The organism is Atlantibacter sp. RC6 (assembly GCF_014193285.1).
Classification (GTDB): domain Bacteria; phylum Pseudomonadota; class Gammaproteobacteria; order Enterobacterales; family Enterobacteriaceae; genus Atlantibacter.
The window spans coordinates 213,685-233,025 of record NZ_JACHZE010000007.1; the positions used below are offsets into that span (position 1 = coordinate 213,685).

Here is a 19,341-nt window from a genome sequence, read left to right on the forward strand (position 1 = left end):
GAAAGAGAGGCGAAACGCCTCTCAGGAAATCCGCGCTGCGCGGTTATTTGATGTAATGCACGTGCTCGCAGATATCCGCGATCAGCGGCTCGCAACGCTCGGCGAACTGTTTTTTGTTTTCGGCGATCAGGTTATTGCCGTGGGTATCGATGGACACAATCAGCGGCCCGAACTCTTTCACCCGGCACACCCACAGCGACTCCGGCATCCCCAGCTCCGTCCAGTGCACCTCTTCAATCTCCTCCACCTGGGTGGCGGCCAGCACCGCGCAGCCTGCCGGGTAGATCACATGTAGCGCCTTATACTTTTTACAGCCCGCTTCGGTATTCGGCCCCATGCCGCCTTTACCGACAATCAACTTCACGCCGGTTTGCTTAATAAATTCCTGCTCAAAGCTCTCCATACGCATGCTGGTGGTCGGCCCGACGGAGACCATCTCCCAGCCGTCGCCGTTTTTGCGCACAATCGGCCCGGCGTGAAAAATGGCTTTCCCGGCGAGATCGAACGGGATGGGACGCTTTAGCTCAATGAGCCGCCGATGGCAAACGTCGCGACAGGTGACCAGGGTGCCGGTCAGGTAAATCACATCGCCCACGCGGATATCCGCCAGATCGGCTTCGCTGATCGGGGTCGTCAGGATCTTTTTCATAATGCGCTCCGGGTGTGAGAGAGGTTTTCAAACGAGAGATCGGCTTTGACCCGCAGGGTGCCGCGGCGGTGCGCCCAGCAGCCGGTGGAGACCGCCACGCCGATGGTGGAGGGATGACGGGCGGCGCTTTCGATATGCACCCCCATCACCGAGCTGTTGCCGGTTAAGCCCTGCGGCCCGATACCGAGTTTGTTTAAGCCCTCTTCCAGACGCAGCTCCAGTTCCGCCGCTTTCGGGTTGGGATGGCGGGTGCCGATTGGCCGCAGGATCGCTTTACGGGACAGTACCGCCGCCGTTTCTACCGAGGTGGCGATACCCACGCCCACCAGCACTGGCGGGCAGGCGTTCACCGCCAGGGTTGAGATATTCTCAAACACAAACTTCACCACGCCTTCATAGCCTTCTGACGGCATCAGCACTTTGGAGCGCCCCGGCAGCGTACAACCGCCGCCCGCCATATAGACTTCGATCTCCGCTTCGTCGCCATCGGGGATCAGATCCCAGGTGACCCACGGCACGCCGCTGCCGGTATTTTTACCGGTATTCACCTCATCAAAGATCTCGACTGCGTTATGGCGCAGCGGCGCTTTGACAGTGGCATCCTCCACGGCCTGTTTGAGTACCGACTGCAACTGGGCGAGCCACGGAAAGCGAGTACCCACTTTGACGAAAAACATGATTTCCCCGGTGTCCTGGCAGGCCGGGCGATTGAGATCAATGGCGCGCTGCATATTGTCGAACATGGTGTGATAAATGATGTTGGCCATTGGCGAGGTTTCCGCATCGCGCAGGGCTTTTAATTTATCGACCACATCGTCGGGCATACGGGTGGAAATCATGGCGGTAAAATCGGCGACAATCTGCGTTAATTTGCCGATATCATCCTGCTTATTATTTATGTTCATCGACACTGCTCCAGTTTTATTAAACCGAACTGCTGATACTGATAATTAAAATTAAACTACCACGGAAAGTGTGGATTTATGTTTCTGGTAGCCGTGAATGATCAATTAACAGATCGTGAATAGAGCGAGATATTGCTTCTGGCAGCATTTATTTAACAGCCCGGATACATTCATAAAACGGTGCGCACGTGTCAGCAAATAAAATCCATTGTCGGAATAAGCTTAACGCGGCATGATAGAAATAACATTTTTCCGGGGATTGATTATGGCGTTAAATAACTACCCGCTGGCGAAAGATCTGCAAGTTCTGGTAGAGATAGTCCGCACCGGCAGCTTCAGCGCGGCGGCGGAAAGCCTGGGCCAGACGCCCGCCTTCGTCACCAAACGCATCCAAATCCTTGAGGCTACCCTCTCGACCACCCTGCTACAGCGCTCCGCCCGGGGCATTGCGCTCACGGAAAGCGGCACCCTGTGCTATCAACAGGCATTAACCATTCTTAATCAGTTACAACAACTGGTGGATGAGGTAACGCTTATTAAACAGCGCCCAGCCGGAATGATCCGCATCGGATGCAGTTTTGGTTTTGGCAGAACCCATATCGCCAGCGCGATTGCTGAATTAATGCAGCTGTATCCGGAGTTACAAATTTACTTTGAATTGTTCGATCGGCAAATTGATTTAAGCCGCGACAATATCGATCTGGATATTCGCATTAATAACCAAATACCGGAAAACTATATTGCCCGGCTACTGGTTAACAATAAAAGAATACTTTGTGCAGCGCCACGCTATTTAGCAAAATACCCGGCCCCGCGTAATTTAGCGGAATTAAGCGAGCATGATTGTCTGGTCACTAAAGAACGGGATATGACGCCGGGCATCTGGGAATTAGAAAACGGTAAAGAAAAACGCTCGGTGAAAATATCCGGGCATCTCTCCTCCAATAGCGGTGAAATCGTGCTGGGCTGGGCGCTGGAAGGCCGGGGAATTATGCTGCGCTCCCAGTGGGATGTGCAGCCGTTCCTGGCGCGCGGCGAACTGGTGCAGGTTCTGCCGGATTACGCCCAGAGCGCCAATATCTGGGCGGTGTATCAGGAGCCGTTATACCAGAGCGTTAAACTGCGGGTATGCGTGGAATTTCTTACCGCCTGGTGCCAGCGCGGATTTGGCGCGGAGCTGGCCGCGTCGTCATAAGAAAAACCTCTTGCTTTACCGCTTGTCAGCGCAGCGGCTTCCTGACAAGGTAAATCATCCTCCGCACTCAGGCTCCAGTAAAATGACCACCATCACCGCCCTTAGCGCACCGCAAATTCTGGCGCAGCTTAATGCCTTAAGCCAGTTACTGATCGACTGCGTCAATGACGGCGCCTCGGTGAGTTTTATGCTGCCGATGACCCCTGCTAAGGCGCAGGCGTTCTGGAGCGGGGTAGCCGACAGCGTCGCGCGCGCAGAGCGGATTGTGCTGGTAGCCCTGGACGGTAACCAGCAGATCGCGGGTACGGTGCAGCTTATCCTCGATCAGCCGGAAAACCAGCCGCATCGCGCGGATGTGGCCAAGCTGCTGGTGAGTCCTGGCGCACGGCGTCAGGGTATTGCCCAACAGCTTATGGCCGAACTGGAATGCCAGGCGGCTTGCCAGAACAGATCGGTGCTGGTGCTGGATACCGCCACAGGAAGCGGCGCGGAAACCTTTTATCAGCAAGCAGGCTGGCAGCGGGTGGGAGAGATTCCCCATTATGCCCTGATGCCGGATGGGGTTATTTGCTCCACCACCTATTACTACAAGCATCTGAACACCAAATAAGCTTGATCCCGCTGTTGTACAATTAACCGGCAATGCTTAACTTTGAGCGGAAAATTTGTCGGATAATTTTATTCCTCATCGATATATTATCCTGCCGCCCCTATCCGATTGCGCAAACGCAAAATTATTAACATTTTTGTCATCCTGGCCGATAATGATTTTACGTATTCTTTTACATAAGCCATATTAATGTATTAGCCATCACGGTATGACAGCGGTGTGAATAATAATGACTAAAAATCAAGAACATACAAAGCTATACCTGTCGGAAGGGGTAAAACTTTTATACAACAATGCGTTACCCGGCATCTTAATCACCTTTATCACCTCCTCTACCCTGGCCTTTTCATTTCTTAATTCGAACAATCTGTATACCAAATTGACCTGGTGGGGACTGATGATGGGGGTTCTCATTATTCGCATCATAGATACCCAATTATGGGTAAAAGCCGATCCCCTGCGCAAAGGGGATATTTCCTGGATTGCACGTTTTTCATCCGGTTGCCTGCTGACTGCGGCCATCTGGAGCGCCTATATCCTCTGTTTTTATCATACTTTTTCGACTGAAGAATTTACCGCCACCATCGTTATTCTCTCCGCCATGGCGGGTGGAGCCACCAGCGTATTATCCGGCAACCTGATGCTATCCTCGCTGTATAACATTATTATTTTGTTGCCGATGTCAGTGCTATTAATCCTTCAGCCGGAGCAATACCGGGTTAATTTAGGCTTTCTCGGCGTCTGTTTTACCCTGACGATGATTATCTCATCGATGAAAGCCGCCCGTTATATTAAAGAAGCCATCTTATTACGCTACCGGAATCAAACGCTGTTAGAGCGGATGGAAAAAACCATCAAACGGCGTACCCAGGAAGTTTACGAAATATCCCATATCGATGCGCTTACCGGGCTTTATAACCGGGTTTCATTTTTATCCGCCGCCGAAGAGATCGCCAACCGCTACAAAAACAACCGGGAAAAAGGCTTTTCAATTTTCTTTATCGATTTAGACGGCTTCAAAAATATCAATGATACGCTCGGTCATGATATTGGCGATATGGTACTGATTTCCCTCAGCGCCCGGTTGAACGATTTTTATCGCCAGGGGAATTTAATCTGCCGCTGGGGCGGGGATGAATTTATCTATCTGACCACTGAAACCGACCGTCATCTCACCTGGCAACTGGCGGAAAATATGGTCACCAGCCTTTCCCGTCCAATCCTGCTGGATGACCAAACCATTACGCTGGGCGCAACCATTGGCATTGCGGTGTGCCCGGAACATGATACTTCCATTACCCGGCTAATTCAGCTCGCGGATATCGCCATGTATTCGCAAAAAGGCAAATACCCGGAGCGGGTCGCCTTTTATAATCATGAGCTTGAAGAAAGCCTGCGGCGCAAAATAACCCTGAACGAAGCACTGCGCTACGCGCTGGATCGCAATGAGTTTCGCGCGGTATATCAACCTATCGTCGACAGTAACGGCGAGATTGTCAGTTTCGAGGCGCTGCTGCGCTGGCATTTCGGCGGCCGGGATATCTCTCCGGCGGAATTTATTCCGTTAATGGAGCAGAGCGGGCGCATCGTCCAGATCGGCAACTGGATAATGGAAGAAGCCTGTCGGATACTTTCCGAAATGTTGAAGCTGAAGTCGGGTATTTCAATGTGCGTAAATATTTCGATTATTCAGTTCTACGACAAAGAGTTCGTTGATAACGTGAATAACCTTATCGACCGCTATGCCATTCCTCCGCATTTACTGCATCTCGAAGTGACCGAATCGATTATTCACTCCGAGCAGCACACGATTTATCAAAAGGTCAGCGAGTTACAGAAACGCGGCGTGAAATTCTCGGTGGATGATTTCGGTACCGGCTATTCCAGCCTGTCGGTGATCCACAATATGAATATCGATTTTATAAAAATCGACCGCTCGTTTATCAATAATATTGAAAATAAAGGCCGCACCATTGTTCAGGCGGTAAAAGATATCTCCGAAAGCCTGGATTTTGATGTGATTGCCGAAGGAGTTGAAACCAAAATCCAGGTGGCGATCCTGAAACAGTGCGGCGTGCATTTTATGCAGGGTTACTATTTTTCACGCCCGCTGGAACAGGGCGCGGCGCTGCATATCCTCGCCGCCGGTCACGCACTCTGTGCGGCGAATTAAGCAAGTAACGCCAGGGTTTCGGCGCGTGGGCGGCTGATTAGCGCAATGGCCTGTTCCATCGAGGCGATATTGGTGTAGCTCATCACCAGGCCATAGCGCTTTGCGTTCAGGCAATACCAGCCGGAGAGCGCGCTGACCTGTAGCTGATGGCGCTGCCACAGTGTCGCCAGTTCCACATCGCGCGTGCTGGCGCGCAGGAAAGCGACGATATGCATCCCGCCATCAGAAAGCTCAATCTCAAACAGCCCCGGATAAACGGTGTGCAGCGCTTCCAGCAGCATTTTCCGCCGCAGCTGATACAGCGTGCGCATTTTCTTCAGGTGTTTATAGAAATGGCCTTCGCCGAGAAACGCCGCGAGAATTTTTTGGGTCAGCACCGGCTGCCCGGCCTCCATGATCTCGCCAATTTCCCGAAACCGCGCAATGGTCGCTTTCGGCATCACGATATAGCTAATGCGAATCGCAGGCATCACGGTTTTGCTGAAAGTGCCCACATAAATCACCCGGTCCTGGGTATCAAGGCTTTTCAGCGCGGGGAGTACTTTGCGGGTGTAATGAAATTCACCATCATAATCGTCCTCGATGATCCAACGCTGCCTGGCCGCCGCCCACTCCAACAGCTGATGCTTACGCGGCAGCGAGAGCGTAACGGCAAGCGGGCTGTGGTGCGAGGGCGTGACGATGGCAAAGCGGGCGTCTTCATGATGGCGCAGCAGGTAATCCACGTCGAGGCCCTGCCGATCCACCGGTGCGTAGTGCAGCCGTGTCGCAAAGCGCTTTAATAGCCGCTGACCGAAAAAATAGCCCGGATCTTCAAACACCACTTTGTCGCTTTTTTCCCCCAGCGCGTGGAGGATCAGCATCAAATTACTGCGGTAGCCGCTGGTGACGAACACCTGTTCCGCCGTGCAGTTTAGCCCGCGGGAGATATTCACATAGCTGGCGATGGCTTCGCGCAGCGGGGTATACCCCATCACCGGTGGGTTGGTCATCTCACTGGGGCGCAGGCTACGCACCGCTTTGCCCGCCAGTAGCAGCCATTTTTTATTGGGAAACGCGTCCAGCGCAGGAATGCCGAGGCGTAAATAGCCCGCGCCGTCGCGCAGATCGAGAAACTGATTCAGCGCCGCGTCGTCGCTATCAGGCGTCATATCAGGTCGCGGAGCAGACATCACCAGATCCGGGTTCACGCAGGTCCCTTTCGCGCCCCGGCTTACCAGATAGCCCTCACCCACCAGCACCGCATAGGCCGCCTCGACGGTTTTACGGGCGACGTTAAGCTCCTCAGCCAGCACGCGGATTGACGGCACCTTATCCCCCGGCTTTAACACCCCCGCGAGGATATTTTGCCGGTAACGCGCGTAAATTTCCCGATAACCCCTCATGATGTCCTACCTGTTTTCAACAGTGTTGACCCTTTCGGGTATGTCATATCCTCATAAGATATCGCCTAACGGAACCTCATGCTCCCTTTTAGATTTATCACCTGCCATAAAGAGGATAAGACAATGACGACTCGCATAAACCATTTCCAGGCGGCACCAACCCTGGCGAAAGCGCTCTCCGATGCCAGCATCGCATCACACAAAAGCTCGCTGGATTCGACCATCAAGAATCTGATTGATATTCGCGTTTCTCAGTTGAACGGCTGTGCGTTCTGCCTGGATATGCACGTTAAACAAGCGAAGTTAAAAGAGGAGCGCGAACTGCGTATCCATCACCTGACGATTTGGCGGGAGTCGCCGCTGTTTAGCGCAAAGGAAAAAGCGGCGCTGGCCCTGGCGGAAGCCTTAACGCGGATTAGCGAACACGGGGTAAGCGATGAATTATATCGCGCGGTGCAGGAGCACTTCAGCGAGACGCAGCTCTCTGAACTCACCTTCTCTATTGCCCTCATCAACACCTGGAACCGACTGCAAATATTATCGCGTATGACGCCCGGCGCGCTGGATACTGCTCAGGGTCTGGACCGCGCTAACCTGCGCTAAAAAGAAAGCAAAACGCCCGTCAGCACAGGCTGACAGGCGTTTTGCCTGTACCATGATCAGTTGTTTACCGAAATCACCGCGCCTTTGTATTTGGTGCGGATCCAGTCCTGAATCTCTTTGGAGTGCAATACCTCAACCAGCGCGACGATATCTTTCTTCTTCTCGTCGCCTTTATGCACGGTGATGATGTTGGCATACGGGTTGTTTTCGCCGCTCTCAACCGCAATCGGATCTTTCACCGGGTCCAGGCCCGCGTCGATAGCGTAGTTAGCGTTGATCACCACCGCATCACCTTCGTCGTTGTTATACATTTGCGGCAGCAAAGACCCTTCTACGTTCGGCAGGAATTGCAGTTTTTTCGGGTTTTCCACCACATCGCTGATGCGCGCGGCGACTTTATCCACGCCCGGCTTCAGCTTGATCACACCCTCTTTTTCAAAGATAGAGAGGATACGGCCCTCTTCCGCCACTGCGTCACGCATGATCACGCGGCCATTTTCTGGCAGATCTTTCAGCGATTTGTATTTTTTAGAGTAGATGCCAATCGGCTCGATGTGGATCGCGCCCGCGCTGACGAAATCATAAGTTTTGTCGCCGGCATGGTCTTTCAGCACGCTGTTCAGATACGGGATGTGCTGGAAGTAGTTGGCATCGATATCGCGGCTGGCCAGCGCGGTATTCGGCAGGATGTAATCCTGGAACGGACGGATTTCCAGGTCGATGCCCTGCTTCGCCAGAATCGGTTTCGCCTGCTCGAGGATCTCCGCGTGCGGCACGTTGGACGCGCCCACGGTCAGGGTGTCGGCCCAGGCGGAGAAACTCAGGGTGGCTGCTGCTATCAGTGTCAGTACTTTTTTCATGATGTGTGTTCTCTATTGTTTTTTAACGTTTATCTAAATAAGAGGTAATGGCATCACCAATAAACTGGATGATAAAAACGATGATCAGGATGGTCACCGTCGCCACCAGGGTGACGTCATTATGGTTACGCTGGAATCCTTCCAGATAAGCAAGATTTCCTAACCCGCCAGCACCAATCACACCGGCCATGGCGCTGTAGCTCACCAGGGCGATCAGGGTGACGGTGATGCCTGACACTAACGCGGGCGATGACTCAGGCAGCAAAACACGGAAAATCAGGGTACTCATGCGCGCGCCCATGGAGCGGGTGGCCTCAATAACGCCTTTATCCACCTCACGCAGGGCGATTTCCACCAGCCGCGCATAGAAAGGCGCAGCGCCGACAATCAGCGCGGGCAGCGCCGCGTTGGCCCCGAGAATGGTGCCGACCATCGCTTTGGTAAACGGGATGAGCAGCACAATCAGGATGATGAACGGGATTGAACGGAACACGTTCACCACAATGGAAATCACGCTGTAAATCGCGCGGTTCTGGAACAGGCCGCCTTTGGCCGTCAGGAACAGCGCCAGACCGAGCACGATGCCGAGAGCAAAGGTCGCTACGCCGGACAGTGCGGTCATGTATAAGGTTTCCTGGGTCGCCGCCAGCAGTTGCGGCCATTTCAGGTGCGGAAACAGTGAATCATCCATGTTTAATGACCTCGCAGTGGATCTCGTGCTGGCGCAAATCCGCGAGGATGCTTTCCAGTTGTTCATTATTCGCTGTGACATGCAGCCACAGTTGACCAAACACGCCGTGGGCGGTCTGGCTCATTTTGCCGTGCAGGATGTTAAACGGCAGGCCGTAGCGCAGGGTCAGTTCGCCCACCACCGGCTGATGGGTGCTGTGGCCGACAAACGTCAGTTTGATAATGGCGCCCTCCAGGTGGTTCACCAGCGTTTCATCAAACGCGTCGCTCTCCTGGCTAATCTGGCGCACAAACTGGCGGGTAATCTCCTGCTGCGGATGGGTAAAGACGCTAAGCACTTCGCCCTCTTCCACCACGCGGCCATTTTCCATCACCGCCACGCGATCGCAGATTTTGCGCACCACGTGCATTTCATGGGTAATCAGCACGATGGTCAGGCCAAAGCGGCGATTGATGTCCGCCAGCAGATCGAGGATCTGATCGGTGGTCTGCGGATCGAGCGCCGACGTGGCTTCATCGCACAGCAGCACGTCCGGGTTATTGGCCAGCGCACGGGCGATACCCACGCGCTGTTTCTGCCCGCCGCTCAGTTTCGAGGGATAGGCATTTTCGCGGCCGTTGAGGCCAACCAGGTCAATCAGCTCCGCCACGCGCTTTTTGATTTCCGCTTTCGGCACACCCGCGATCTGCATCGAGAACGCGATGTTCTCGCTGACGGTACGCGACCACAGCAGATTAAAGTGCTGGAACACCATGCTGATTTTCAACCGCGCCCGGCGCAGGGTTTCACCGCTGGCGGCCGAGATATTCTGCCCGGCGATCGTCACGCTGCCTGACGTCGGTTTCTCCAGGCCGTTAAGCAGGCGGATCAGGGTACTTTTGCCCGCGCCGCTGTAACCGATAATGCCGTAAACTTGCCCGCGCTCAATATCGAGGCTGACGTCATCCACCGCGGTCAGCGCATCCTTGCCGTGGTGGAAGATCTTCGAAATATTCCGCAAAACAATCATGATGTGTTGGTGTCCCCAGAGTCCCACTAATACGCGCCTTAACGGCGCGTAAGGTTTTTTCTCTTAATGCTTATCAGCGTTTTCAGAGAAATATAACTATCCGCCCTAAGGCTTAGAACGAATAAATAAATATGCGTTATAGCCAATCGTTATATGTGTGAGCGATGTTGTTACAAGGGACCGAATCTTGCGGATTAAATCCCCAGCGCTTTCTTCACTGCCGGTTCAGCCGGTTCGCCGTTACGCGTGGTGACGCCGTTTAGCCAGCCATTCAACAGCTCCGGGCGTTTGGCTAACTCTGCGCGCGCCGCGTCGTTAACGTCCTGTTTGTCATCCAGCACGCGGGCGATCACGGCGTTTTCCAGCGCCACGTCGAATTTTAGCTGCGTAAAGAAGCGGTTCAGGTTCGGGCACTGGGTCGCGTAATCCTTGCGCGTGACGGTGTTTACGGTCGCGCTGCCGTAGTTGGGGCCAAACCACGGGTCGCCGCCGCTCAGGTAAGTGAGTTTAAAGCGGGTATTCATGGCGTGCGGCTCCCAGCCGAGGAATACCACCCAGTCTTTACGATTCACCGCACGGGTCACCTGCGCTAACATCCCGCTTTCGCTGGACTCCACCAGGCTCCAGCCCTTCAGGCCCAACCCCTTCTGGTCGATGGCTTTTTTGATGTTCTGATTGGCGGGTGCGCCCGGCGCGATGCCGTATATCTTGCGATCGAACTTATCCGCGAATTTCTGCAAATCGGCGAAATCTTTGACGCCCGCCGCAGCCACGTAATCCGGCACCGCAAGGGTAAATTTCGCGGATGGCAGGTTCGCGCCCAGCACCTTAACAGAACCGTCGTCGGTGAATTTCCCGATCACCGGCGCCTGGGCGGGCATCCAGTTGCCGAGGAAGACATCCACCTGGCCGGTTTTTAAGCCCTGAAACGCCAGCGCGACCGACAGGTTCTGCACTTTCTGCTGATAGCCCAGCGCGTTCAACACCACGCCAGAGAGCGCGTTGGTGGCGGCGATATCGGTCCAGCCCGGATCGGATTGGGTGACGGTGGCGCAGTTCGCCTCATCAGCGGCGTAACTGCCAAAGGGTAACCCTGCTGTGGTTGCCAAAATTAGTAATGCGGTTAATTTTTTTATGCTCATCATTATTTATTCCCCGACCGGGTGTTTAATGGGACGCGGATAGCGGGCGAACGCTTCCTGCTCATCCAGCGTCTGGTGATTACGGATATAGCGTTGCGATGCCGCCTGATGCGGCTGGAAATCCCATTGCGGAATGGCGTCGCGCCCGGCAATGGCAGTTAAAAACAGCCGTTTTTGTTGGCTGGCGCGCACCTCTTTATTCAGCGCCGCCAGATCCCAGCGGGTGGCGACTTCGGCGGCAAACGCCTGCGCGGTGTCCTGATGGGCCGGATCGCGGATCAGATTGCGGCGCTCGTGCGGGTCCTGTTTCAGGTTGTAGAGCTGCGCCGCTTCGCTGAGCGAATGGATGTACTTCCACGGGCCGCGGCGGATCATCACCACCGGTTCAATCGCCCCTTCCGCCAGGTATTCGCCGCAGGCTTCGTCTGAACCCGGCAGACCGCGCAGATGCGGCACCAGGCTATGCCCGTCCAGCGGCGCAACCGGGGCGGCAAGACGCGCCGCGCCGCCTGCCAGATCGGTAAACGTCGGCAGCAAATCCACCAGCGAGACGTTTTCACTGACGCGATGCGCGGCAAAGCGCTTCGGGTTATGGACAATCAGCGGCACGCGCACCGCCCCTTCGAAAAAGGTCATCTTGTACCAAAGGCCGCGTTCGCCGAGCATTTCGCCGTGATCGGCAATCACAAACACCACCGTGTCTTCCGCCAGACCCGTCTCTTCGAGGGTGCGGATCACTTCACCGAAGCAATCATCGACGTAGGCCATCGCGCCATAATAGGCGTGACGGGCGCGGCGGATGTCCGCTTCGCTGAGCAGCCCCTCCTCCAACTGGTACATCGCGCGCAGCCGCTCGGAGTGCGGATCGGTCTCAACATCCCCTGCCCCGGTCACCGGCAAATCAATATCTGCCTCGTTGAACCTGTCCAGATAGCGGCGCGGAATGGCGAACGGATCGTGCGGATGGGTGAGCGACAGCAGCATCAGAAACGGCCTGTCGTCCGGCTGGCGCGCCGCGTCATACAGCCGCTGACGCGCCATAAACAGCGCCTCATCATCAAAATCAAGCTGGTTAGTGCGCACGCACTCCCCGGCCTCCAGCACTGAGCTCATGTTGTGGAACCAGTCGAGGCGACGCGCCGGGTGCTGCCAGTCCGGCGTCCAGCCGAAATCCGCCGGGTAGATATCCGTGGTCAGACGCTCGTCAAAACCGTGCAGTTGGTCCGGGCCGCAAAAGTGCATTTTTCCGGAAAGCCAGGTGCGATAACCCTGCTCGCGCAGGTAGTGGCAAAAGGTGGGAGAATCGGCGCGGAATTCCGCCGCGTTATCAAATACCCCGTTCTTCGATAAAAACTGGCCGGTCATCAAAGAAGCCCGCGACGGCGCGCACAGAGGGCTGTTGCAATAAGCGGATTCGAATACCACCCCTTCGCTGGCTAATTTATCAATATTGGGCGTCAGGCTAAGGTTATTGCCATAGGTGCGTAACGCGCCCGCCGTTAACTGATCCGCCATTAGAATAACGATATTCGGTTTATTTATAAGCATCTTAAAATCCGACCAGAAGAGTATTCATTCATTCGTGTCATTTTTTATCGCATGCCATTTTCATTCTGGGAAGAGGATTATTCAGGCCTGATAACGGGCTATTCAGTAACAACCGCCAGGCTTACCTATCGCCAGAATACCAATATAAACACTTGAATATAATCAAGTTAAATAAAAAACCAGCGATTCTTATCGTAAATTTATTGCTGATATTTTTGGTATTTACCTCTATTGCTCAATTATTAATAAGCAATTGCAAAATAGAGCTAACCAAATTTAAAAAAGATGTCACGGCTTATATCGGAAATACGTTAGCGTATAACCAAATCAGTTAACCGACGACCGAACTATGTCGCAGCCCATTATTGAATTGCATCATGTGGTAAAGAATTATTCGCCTGCGCCGCGTAAGCGATTTTTATCGCGCCGGGAAGCGGTGCCGACGGTTAACGCCTTAAGCGACATTAATTTGCATATCTGGCCCGGCGAAATTTTTGTCATTGTCGGGCTGTCGGGCTCGGGGAAATCGACCCTGTTGCGTACCCTGAACTCCCTGATTACGCCGACCTCCGGCGAAGTGCGCTTTCAGGGACAGGCGCTGGGCTCGTTGAACGCCGCCGAGATGATCGCCCTGCGGCGCGAGAAAACCGGCATGGTATTCCAGTCCTTCGCGCTGTTCGAGGAGCGCAACGTGCTGGATAACGTGGCGTTCGGTCTTGAAGTGGCGGGCGTGGCGCGCGAGATTCGCCACCAGCGGGCGCGGGAGATGCTGGCAAAAGTTGGCCTGTCGCACGTTGAAGAGAAATACCCGGCGGAACTGTCCGGTGGGATGCAGCAGCGCGTCGGGCTGGCGCGGGCGCTGGTGGTGAATCCGGCGGTGCTGTTAATGGACGAAGCGTTCTCGGCTCTCGACCCGATTATCCGCCGCGAAATGCAGACGCTACTGCTCAGTTTGCAGGACGCAGAGCAGCGCACCATCGTATTTGTCACCCACGATATGGAAGAGGCGCTGCGCCTCGGCAACCGCATCGCGATCATGGAAGCCGGCAAGCTGATCCAGGTCGGCACCCCGGAAAAAATTATTAACGCCCCGGCGACGTCGTATGTGCGGCATCTGTTTTCTGGCGTGGATACCTCGCGCTGGCAGCTGGCGGACAGCTACGCCGACGTCTGGCAGCCCCAGGCGTAATTAACGATTGTTGAGCAGGTAGGTATGGCTTATCCCTTAGATTTTAGTCGTGAAATAGACAGCGTGATCCACACCCTGCTGGCCCACGCAGGCGGCTTTTTCGACACGATTGCGGCAGTGATTGACAGCTTCGCCGGTGGGCTGGAAAGCGTGATCGGCTGGCTGACGCCCTGGGGGCTGGTGGTGCTGGCGGTGGGTATCGGCGCGTGGCGCATCGGCAAAGCGTTTGCGCTGTTTGCCCTGCTCGCCACGCTGTACATCATCTACAGCGGCTACAGCGAACACGCCGCGATCACCCTGGCGTTAACGCTCTCCTCAACCTTCTTCAGCTTGCTGATCGGCATTCCGCTGGGGATATGGAGCGCGCGCCGGGCGGTGGTGGGCAGCGTAGTGCGCACGCTGCTGGATTTTATGCAGACTATGCCTGCCTTTGTGTACTTAATTCCGGCGACGATATTGTTCGGGCTGGGCCGTCCGCCAGGCATATTCGCCACCATTTTGTTCTCCATGCCGCCGGTCGTGCGGCTGACGGATTTAGGCATCCGCCAGGTGAATGCGGCACGCATTGAGGCGGGCCTCGCCTTCGGCTGTACGCCGTGGCAGCTACTGAGGAAGGTGCAACTTCCCGCCGCGCAGCCGTCAATTATGGCGGGCGTTAACCAAACCATCATGATGGCGATGTCGATGGTGATTATCGCCTCGATGGTGGGGGCAGGCGGCCTTGGCAACGACATTTTAAGCAGCATTCAGCAACTGGATATCGGCCTTGGCCTGCAAAGCGGCGTGGTGGTGGTGTTGATGGCGATCCTGCTGGATCGCCTGTCGGCCAGCTTCGCCCGCAAACGGCACGCCTGAGGAACGCGCTGCTATATTTGCTCTATCACCCATAAAAAGAGAGCGGCGGCCGATGCTAAAAATTCTTGGAAAAAGCACCTCGATTAACGTGCGCAAAGTGCTCTGGACCTGTGAGGAGCTGGGTCTGGAATATCATCAGGAAGATTACGGCAGCGGCTTTGCGCCGACCGATACGCCGGACTTCCTGGCGCTCAATCCTAACGGACTGGTGCCGGTCCTGATTGATGAAGGCTTTGTGCTGTGGGAATCCAATACCATTTGCCGCTATCTGGTGGGGAAAGCGGGCCGTGATGATTTGCTGTCCAGCACGCCGCGCGGTCGGGCACGGGTGGAAAAGTGGATGGACTGGCAGGCCACCGAGCTTAACAGCGCCTGGCGCTATGCCTTTAACGCGCTGGTGCGCAAAAACCCGGCGTACAACCTGCAAAGCGAGATTGACGCCAGCATCGCCGACTGGAACCGTTGCATTACCATTCTGGATAATAAGCTCCAGCAAAGCGGGCTGTGGGTAACCGGCCAGACCTTCACGCTGGCGGATATCGTGCTCGGCCTGTCGGTCAACCGCTGGAAGATGACCCCCATCGATCACCCCGCTGTACCCGCGATAGACGCCTGGTTCGCACGGCTTGGGCAACGCCCGGCGTTCCGCCGTCATGGCGACAACGGCACGCCGTAACGATTAGCCGTTAAGTTTATTGCGCAGAGCCTCGCCGACGCCAGTGGCGGACTGCGGGTTCTGCCCGGTGATCAGGTTGCCGTCAACGAGCGTCAACGGCTGCCATTCCCCTGCCGCCTGGTGCAATGCGCCGCGATTTTTCAGCGTCGTCTCCAGTAAGAACGGCACCACCTCCGCCAGTTTTACTGCGTGTTCTTCCGCATCGGTAAAAGCCGCGACCCGCTTGCCCTCCACCAGATAGCGCCCATCGCTAAGCGTGGCGTTAACCAGCGCCGCCGGGCCATGACACACGGCGGCGACCGGTTTATCCGCTTCGTACAGCTCGCGAATGATGCGCTGTACATCCGGGCAGTCCGGGAAATCCCACATGGTGCCGTGCCCGCCGACAAACAGTACCGCGCTGTAGTCGTCGCTGTTGGTTTCCGAGAGTTTGAGGGTTTGGCTGAGCCGTTGCTGAAACGCCTTATCATTCCAGTAGCGGGCGTTTACGTCATCGTCCAAATCCACGCCGTAGACCGGCGGCAAACCGCCCTGGATTGAAGCAAGAACGCCGGGAATGCCCGCCTGTTCCAGTACGTGCAAGGGGTGAACGAGTTCAGAAAAGTAAAAACCGGAAATGTTGTGCGCCACGTCGCTGTAGCTGGTGAGCACAAACAGAACCGGTTTACGGGTTGGCTGGGTCATCGTGGTATGTCTCCCTGGTGTGAATCCATCACACTCAAGTATAGACACGCGATGCGCCCAGCCGTTGGGGCTAGATTTTAAAGCCAGCGACCACCAGCTCCAGCTGGTTAGATTGTTCTTCCATCGACTGCGCGGCGGCAGAAACTTGCTCCACCAGCGCGGCGTTCTGCTGGGTGGTGCTGTCGAGCTGGTTAATCGCCAGGTTGATCTGGTCGATACCACGGCTCTGTTCGCTGCTGGCGGAGCTGATTTCCGAGATCAGCACGGTGACGCCTTCCACCCGCTCCATCAGCCCATCCATCGTGGTCCCGGCCTGGCGCACCAGATCGCTGCCCTGCTCGATGTTGCTGACCGATTCTTCAATCAGCTTTTTGATCTCCTGGGCTGACTGGGCGCTACGCTGGGCCAGGGAACGCACCTCTCCGGCCACCACCGCGAATCCGCGTCCGTGATCCCCCGCTCTGGCAGCTTCCACCGCCGCGTTGAGCGCCAGAATATTAGTCTGGAAAGCGATGCCGTCGATCACGCCGATGATATCCACCACTTTGCTGGATGAGCTGTTGATCTTATCCATGGTGCTGACCACTTTGCTCACCACCGCGGTGCCTTCCCGGGCCACGTCCGACGCCTGAGTCGCCAGTTGGTTGGCCTGCATGGCGTTATCCGCGTTCTGGCGTACCGTGCTGGTCAGTTGCTCCATGGACGCCGCCGTTTCCACAATCGACGCGGATTGCTGTTCGGTGCGTGATGAGAGATCGAGGTTGCCGCCAGCAATCTGGCGCGAGGCCGAGGAGATTGCCATGGCACTCTGCCCCACCTGGCCCATCAGCTCCTGCAAGTAGGCAATAAAGCTGTTGAAGCTGGTGATCACCGCGTTGAATTCCGGGCTTTTGCTGTGCGGCAGGCGCTGGGTTAAATCCGCGCCGCCGCTGGACAGCGACAGGATATTGTTATTCAGCGCATCCAGATTTTTGAAGATGGTGCGCACAAAGCCTAACAGCGCCAGGATCAACAGCAGGCCAAGCCCAATCTGCACCAGCGAAATCTGGGTAATAATGCTGGACGACTGGCGGGACAGCAGGCTGGACGGAATATCCACCACCAGATACCACGGGCTGCCGCTGATGGACTGCACCATCAGGGTTTGTTCGCCGTTCTCGCCTTCATACACGCCGCTGACGTGTTCCGTAGCTGCCTGTTTCAGCAGTTGCATCACGGTGGCTTCCGCCGGGATTTTCAAATCGCGCAGGTATTGCAGGTCCGCTTTACCCGACTCTGGATCGCCATTGCCGACCACTTTGCCATCCTGCTCGACGATCAGCACGCGTCCCTGGCTGGCATCGCTCATCTGCTTCGCCAGATTGTTGAAGAAGCCGAGCGTTACGTCGATGGTGGCGACACCCCACACTTTACCGTCGCGCCAGATTGCCATGGCGCAGTTGGTGCGCGGCTGCGGGCTGGCGGCGTCCTGATAGGCTTTAGCCCAGGCGCATTCGCCTTTCGGGGCGTTCATGCCATCTTTGTACCAGGGCTGCTCCCAGTATTTATCGGACTCCGGCTGGTTCCAGACGGTGTTGACCTGCAAGTTGCCGCCGCTGTCGCGTGCAAAGAAGGTACTAAAGCGGTCGCGGTCCGGCGCACGGTTGCCCGGCAGCGGCCAAATCCCGCCGCCAAACACGTTCAGATCCTGGTACTGGTTCACCAGATTCGGCAGCAATGCGTCGATTTGATCGCTTTGCAGGCTGCTGACCACTTCCGTGATGGTGCGCTGCTGCGCCCTGACGCGGTTCATCTGTTCGGTGATGGCGTCGCTCTGATCGTCCACTTTATAGCGGATCAATTCGCTTTCCGTCGCGATAAGCTGTGGTGCCACAAACTGGCGAATGACAAAAAACGTCACTCCCAGTAAAACCACAAAAAAGCCGATAAGCATAAGGGTGAAGCGAGAGTGCGTTGTTTTCCACATGATGTATAAGCTTATGCAAGGAGAGATACATCATTTAACGACCCGGCAGGTCATTTCTTTAGACAGGTCCGGCCTGAAAGCGTGAAGTTGCGCCAGGAAAATGATAACGCCATGAAAAGATTGCATTTTTAATAAAAACGGCGTGAAGAGTAATTATTTCTTTTATTTTCAAAGAGATAGATTTTTTATTGCTTACTATTGGTTAATAAATAACGGTATCGCCTGCCTGACTGGCTGCAACGCGCGACCAACAGCGCTGCCAGCGGACAGGGGTTCTGCTATCATCCCCCTTAACAGAATGGCAAGATGAATTTGTTTACGGGAGTTTCTGGAATGAGCACCACGCCACACGCTGCAAAGGTTCTGTCAGTTTTTGATTTCGACGGTACTCTGACGCACCACGACAGCTTTATTCCCTTTCTCCGCTTCGCCTTCGGCAAGCGCGTGTTCGCTGCGCGCATGGTGCGTCTGGCCTTGCCGACCCTGCGCTGCATGCGCAAAAAGCTCACCCGGGACGAGCTAAAAGAAGTGTTGATCCAAACCTTCCTGACCGGTGTTGACGAACACTGGTTGCGCCAGAAAGCCCAGGCGTTTTGCGAGATTTACTGGACGCGCCTGATGCGCCCCACCGGCCTACTGGCGGTGGCGGCGGAAGTGAATTCCGGCGCGGAAGTGACTATCTGTTCCGCCTCTCCCGCCATGGTGCTGCAACCTTTTGCCGACCGGCTGGGGATCAAGCTTATCGGTACCCAACTGGAAGTGAGCGACGGCACGCTGACGGGCCGTATCACCGGCCACAACTGCCGCTGTGAGCAGAAAGTGAAACGGCTGGAGAGCGTCTACGGGCAGTTGGGTGAGTACCATCTGCGCGCCTGGGGCGACACGCGAGGGGATTATGAATTGCTGGCGGCGGCGCAGGACGCCCACTGGCGGCATTTTCATCCCGCGTGGTCGAAGCGCCGTTCGCCGGTGCAGCGGGTACGGGTGACGGAGTTACCAGAGTAATGGCGGGGCGCTCGTTGGGATAAGTTTGTTCAGTGGAAGGGTTCCGTTCGCCAGGCTACGTTCATCTATGCGGCTTCAGTGACGGCGAACGTGTCAGGGGCGCTCGCCGTGTATGAACCGGTCACATGGGTTACAGATCTGACCGGTCACATGGGTGACACTTTTTGCTCTAATCGGCCCGGATTATACGATGATT

Annotated in this window: 18 protein-coding genes; 8 read left to right on the top strand and 10 right to left on the bottom strand. The window is 55.4% G+C overall.

All coding sequences use genetic code 11. The features are described from left to right. Window positions 1-43: 43 nt before the first annotated feature. Window positions 44-649 carry a L(+)-tartrate dehydratase subunit beta gene (gene ttdB / locus FHW74_RS16525; RefSeq protein WP_183171462.1) on the bottom strand — a complete coding sequence of 202 codons (606 nt, stop codon included), beginning with the start codon at window positions 647-649 and terminating at the stop codon, window positions 44-46. Then, on the bottom strand, window positions 646-1,554 hold the full coding sequence (gene ttdA / locus FHW74_RS16530; protein ID WP_183171463.1) for a L(+)-tartrate dehydratase subunit alpha: 909 nt from the start codon (window positions 1,552-1,554) through the stop codon (window positions 646-648). The genes ttdB and ttdA overlap by 4 nt, the downstream gene beginning before the upstream one ends. Window positions 1,555-1,819: 265 nt before the next feature. Between ttdA and FHW74_RS16535 the strand changes: the two genes are divergently transcribed. The 3 genes from FHW74_RS16535 (at window position 1,820) to FHW74_RS16545 (ending at window position 5,532) form a co-directional block, all read left to right on the top strand. Further along, on the top strand, window positions 1,820-2,749 hold the full coding sequence (locus FHW74_RS16535) for a LysR family transcriptional regulator (protein WP_183171464.1): 930 nt from the start codon (window positions 1,820-1,822) through the stop codon (window positions 2,747-2,749). An 82-nt stretch (window positions 2,750-2,831) separates the two neighbouring features. Further along, window positions 2,832-3,359: a GNAT family N-acetyltransferase gene (locus FHW74_RS16540; RefSeq protein WP_183171465.1), complete on the top strand. Its 528-nt coding sequence runs from the start codon at window positions 2,832-2,834 to the stop codon at window positions 3,357-3,359. A 229-nt stretch (window positions 3,360-3,588) separates the two neighbouring features. Further along, a complete protein-coding gene (locus FHW74_RS16545; protein WP_183171466.1) occupies window positions 3,589-5,532 on the top strand; it encodes a bifunctional diguanylate cyclase/phosphodiesterase in 1,944 nt (647 codons plus the stop codon). Here FHW74_RS16545 and FHW74_RS16550 read toward each other — a convergent pair. Next, window positions 5,529-6,920, bottom strand: coding sequence for a PLP-dependent aminotransferase family protein (locus FHW74_RS16550; RefSeq protein ID WP_183171483.1), 1,392 nt, complete (start codon window positions 6,918-6,920; stop codon window positions 5,529-5,531). The two genes, FHW74_RS16545 and FHW74_RS16550, sit on opposite strands and share 4 nt — an antisense overlap. A gap of 120 nt (window positions 6,921-7,040) precedes the next feature. Between FHW74_RS16550 and FHW74_RS16555 the strand changes: the two genes are divergently transcribed. After that, window positions 7,041-7,520, top strand: coding sequence for a carboxymuconolactone decarboxylase family protein (locus FHW74_RS16555; protein ID WP_183171467.1), 480 nt, complete (start codon window positions 7,041-7,043; stop codon window positions 7,518-7,520). Window positions 7,521-7,576: 56 nt separating this feature from the next. Here the strand turns inward: FHW74_RS16555 and FHW74_RS16560 are convergent, their stop codons facing one another. From FHW74_RS16560 to betC, 5 genes are all read right to left on the bottom strand, one after another. Further along, window positions 7,577-8,380, bottom strand: coding sequence for a MetQ/NlpA family ABC transporter substrate-binding protein (locus tag FHW74_RS16560; RefSeq protein ID WP_183171468.1), 804 nt, complete (start codon window positions 8,378-8,380; stop codon window positions 7,577-7,579). 22 nt (window positions 8,381-8,402) lie between these two features. Further along, window positions 8,403-9,071, bottom strand: a complete 669-nt coding sequence (locus FHW74_RS16565; RefSeq protein WP_161662033.1) for a methionine ABC transporter permease — start codon at window positions 9,069-9,071, stop codon at window positions 8,403-8,405. Further along, on the bottom strand, window positions 9,064-10,080 hold the full coding sequence (locus tag FHW74_RS16570) for a methionine ABC transporter ATP-binding protein (protein ID WP_183171469.1): 1,017 nt from the start codon (window positions 10,078-10,080) through the stop codon (window positions 9,064-9,066). The genes FHW74_RS16565 and FHW74_RS16570 overlap by 8 nt, the downstream gene beginning before the upstream one ends. A 194-nt stretch (window positions 10,081-10,274) precedes the next feature. Beyond that, a complete protein-coding gene (choX, locus tag FHW74_RS16575) occupies window positions 10,275-11,225 on the bottom strand; it encodes a choline ABC transporter substrate-binding protein (RefSeq protein WP_255459931.1) in 951 nt (316 codons plus the stop codon). A gap of 3 nt (window positions 11,226-11,228) precedes the next feature. Next, window positions 11,229-12,770 carry a choline-sulfatase gene (gene betC / locus FHW74_RS16580; protein ID WP_183171470.1) on the bottom strand — a complete coding sequence of 514 codons (1,542 nt, stop codon included), beginning with the start codon at window positions 12,768-12,770 and terminating at the stop codon, window positions 11,229-11,231. 349 nt (window positions 12,771-13,119) lie between these two features. Between betC and FHW74_RS16585 the strand changes: the two genes are divergently transcribed. The 3 genes from FHW74_RS16585 to FHW74_RS16595 are packed head-to-tail and all read left to right on the top strand — an operon-like array spanning window position 13,120 to window position 15,490. Further along, window positions 13,120-13,959 carry an ATP-binding cassette domain-containing protein gene (locus tag FHW74_RS16585; RefSeq protein WP_183171471.1) on the top strand — a complete coding sequence of 280 codons (840 nt, stop codon included), beginning with the start codon at window positions 13,120-13,122 and terminating at the stop codon, window positions 13,957-13,959. 24 nt (window positions 13,960-13,983) lie between these two features. Continuing rightward, window positions 13,984-14,814: a proline/glycine betaine ABC transporter permease gene (locus FHW74_RS16590; protein WP_183171472.1), complete on the top strand. Its 831-nt coding sequence runs from the start codon at window positions 13,984-13,986 to the stop codon at window positions 14,812-14,814. 52 nt (window positions 14,815-14,866) lie between these two features. Next, the gene (locus tag FHW74_RS16595; RefSeq protein WP_183171473.1) at window positions 14,867-15,490 is read left to right on the top strand and encodes a glutathione S-transferase family protein; all 624 of its coding nucleotides are present in this window, start codon (window positions 14,867-14,869) and stop codon (window positions 15,488-15,490) included. Window positions 15,491-15,493: 3 nt separating this feature from the next. Here FHW74_RS16595 and FHW74_RS16600 read toward each other — a convergent pair whose 3' ends face one another. Both FHW74_RS16600 and FHW74_RS16605 read right to left on the bottom strand, forming a co-directional pair. Continuing rightward, window positions 15,494-16,174, bottom strand: coding sequence for a type 1 glutamine amidotransferase domain-containing protein (locus FHW74_RS16600; RefSeq protein WP_183171474.1), 681 nt, complete (start codon window positions 16,172-16,174; stop codon window positions 15,494-15,496). A 70-nt stretch (window positions 16,175-16,244) separates the two neighbouring features. Beyond that, a complete protein-coding gene (locus tag FHW74_RS16605; RefSeq protein ID WP_183171475.1) occupies window positions 16,245-18,140 on the bottom strand; it encodes a methyl-accepting chemotaxis protein in 1,896 nt (631 codons plus the stop codon). A 333-nt stretch (window positions 18,141-18,473) separates the two neighbouring features. Between FHW74_RS16605 and FHW74_RS16610 the strand changes: the two genes are divergently transcribed. After that, on the top strand, window positions 18,474-19,145 hold the full coding sequence (locus FHW74_RS16610; RefSeq protein ID WP_183171476.1) for an HAD family hydrolase: 672 nt from the start codon (window positions 18,474-18,476) through the stop codon (window positions 19,143-19,145). Window positions 19,146-19,341 lie beyond the last annotated feature (196 nt).